Raw genomic sequence first — 2,036 nt, 5'->3', positions numbered from 1 at the left:
ATGAGAACGGTCCACCCGTCCGGCGTCATTGCATGGAAGCTGGTGAAAAGCGATGGGATGATCGAGTGCTTCATCAGCCAGTCCAGGAAATTCATGACGGGCAAGTCCTGGCCGATGCCATCGATGACCGAGGCCGACCATAGCTCGCCAGGGCGCAGGCGGCTGCGCCTGTCGATCTGGAAAAGAAGCCGGATGATGGCGACTCCGGTCGAAGGATCGACGCCTATGGTCGGGGCATCGGCATGGTCCGGACGATAATTGTACTGGCGCTGGGTGAGGCAGGGGGTTGCGACGACATGGACAGGACGATCGCCGAACGGCTCGAAACGGACGCCGAGAAAGGTGAAGTAACTTTTCAGCCGGTACGAGGACGGATCGATTGCCGCCATCGGCGACCGGCGGGCAATCGCGGAGGTGATGAAGGCGAGCAGGCATAAGGAGGCAGGCTGCTCCAGCCATTTCCCCAACGATGGCAGGAACATGTCGCCGTCGAGCGGACAAACCCTCTCGGCCAGCACGGTCAGGCCATCCCGATGGACCTGCCTGTAGTTCAAAAGCACCATGTCGGCGGCCGTTTCCCCCAGCAGCCCGACGATCCGGGCCAATGCCCCGTCATGCAGGATGTCGTCGTCGCCGAAGATCCACAGCCATTCGCCGCGTCCTGCCTGCGGGCAACGCAGGACATTTTCATCGGCGCCGATGTTCACCGGGTTGCGGATGTAGCGAAAGCAGGGGAGTTCTGCCGCGATATCGCGGCACACGGCGCTCGTGCCATCGGAACTGGCATTGTCGATGACAACCACCTCCACCGTCCCGGCAGGCAGGCAGGCCGATTGTCTTGCCAGTTCCGTCAGCAGCGCCGCGAGGAAGCTGCCGCGGTTGTAGGTGGGAATGACGATCGACAGAAGAGGAGTCATGGCCGTCCGGTGGCTGGGAAAAAGGATTTCATGCCTGAACCGAGGCACGGCAAGGAAATGGTCATGGCGCAGGTGACGCTGGGATTTCGGTGGAGCGGATGGCCGCCGTCATCGGTTTTGCCGGGTCCGTTCCGCGTGCGCCGGATCGAGGTCGACATTGTCCCGCAGCACGCGAGCCGGTGATCCTGCCGCGACCTTGAACGGCGGGATGTCGCGGATGACGGTGCTGTTCGCCCCGATCAGGCACCCCTCGCCGATGGTGATGTGTGGACGTGTCACGGCTCCGGCGCCGATGAAGCTGCCGGCACCGATGTGGGTTCGATGGCCCAGAACCGAACTTTCCGCAAGCATGCAGACCGGCATGACGGACACCTCCGGCCCCACGCCGGCATGGCCTTCGATCAGACAGCCCTCCCCGATCGACGCGCCCGGATAGATCGTGGTGAACGGGAGGATCATAATGCCGTCACCCAGAGAGGCCGAAGGCGAACAGGCAACCGACGGATGGATCAGAGTGATCAGCCGCGCCCCCGCCGCGGCGATCCGGCCGAGCCATTCAAGGCGCAACAGGGCATCGCTGACCGCCACGATGAAGTGGCAGGCCGCCCGCAAGGCGGCATCCCGCTCCACCAGATCGAAGGGGCCGAGAATGGGAGTGCCGTAAACACAGCTTCCCGGCTCCTTGCGGTTGTCGAGGAAGCCGACAACCTCGCGGCCGGTGGCGGCGCACAGATCGGCCGCCATGGCGCCCAATGCGCCTCCGCCGAGGATCACGACACGCTCGGTCCCGGCTTCGGGCAGTTGTCCGCCATGCCGCTTCATCAAGCACATCCTTCACGTTCCGACAGGGAAACGACCAGCCGTTTCACGACACACAGTGCCGTCGTTCCCGCCTGCTGCCTGCCGTCGAGCGTGAAACGGATTTCCAGATCGATCGGTCCTTCGATACGTCCCAATGGAACCGTCGATGACGATCACGTCATAACGCTCCCGCACGCCGTCGAGCATTTCGGCCAGCGCGGTCTGCGCATTGGTCAGGTTGCCCGGCAGTTCGGTGTCGGCGCTCGCCAGCGCAATGCTGGAAGGAACGATATCCAGCCCGTCGACACTGGTCGGGCG

3 protein-coding genes are annotated in these 2,036 nt (G+C 63.7%); all 3 read right to left on the bottom strand.

Annotated features, from left to right (window positions below):
* Positions 1 to 917 (bottom strand): glycosyltransferase family 2 protein (locus tag I71_RS35240; protein WP_148294366.1); only part of this gene is annotated, 917 nt, incomplete at its 3' end.
* A gap of 108 nt (positions 918 to 1,025) precedes the next feature.
* Positions 1,026 to 1,739 (bottom strand): NeuD/PglB/VioB family sugar acetyltransferase, encoded by a 714-nt coding sequence (locus I71_RS25220; protein WP_042700235.1) that lies wholly within the window; start codon positions 1,737 to 1,739, stop codon positions 1,026 to 1,028.
* A gap of 12 nt (positions 1,740 to 1,751) precedes the next feature.
* Positions 1,752 to 2,036 (bottom strand): ParA family protein (locus I71_RS40155; protein ID WP_244434038.1); only part of this gene is annotated, 285 nt, incomplete at its 5' end.

Origin of the sequence: Azospirillum sp. B506 (assembly GCF_000333595.1) — a bacterium.
GTDB lineage: Bacteria > Pseudomonadota > Alphaproteobacteria > Azospirillales > Azospirillaceae > Azospirillum.
The sequence above is the reverse complement of the archived record's forward strand: the minus strand, read 5'-3'. Positions and strand labels throughout refer to the sequence as shown.

Bases quoted from the DNA above. Each gene is read 5' to 3' on its own strand.
- I71_RS25220 (WP_042700235.1), bottom strand. From the start codon at position 1,739: ATGAAGCGGCATGGCGGACAACTGCCCGAAGCCGGGACCGAGCGTGTC.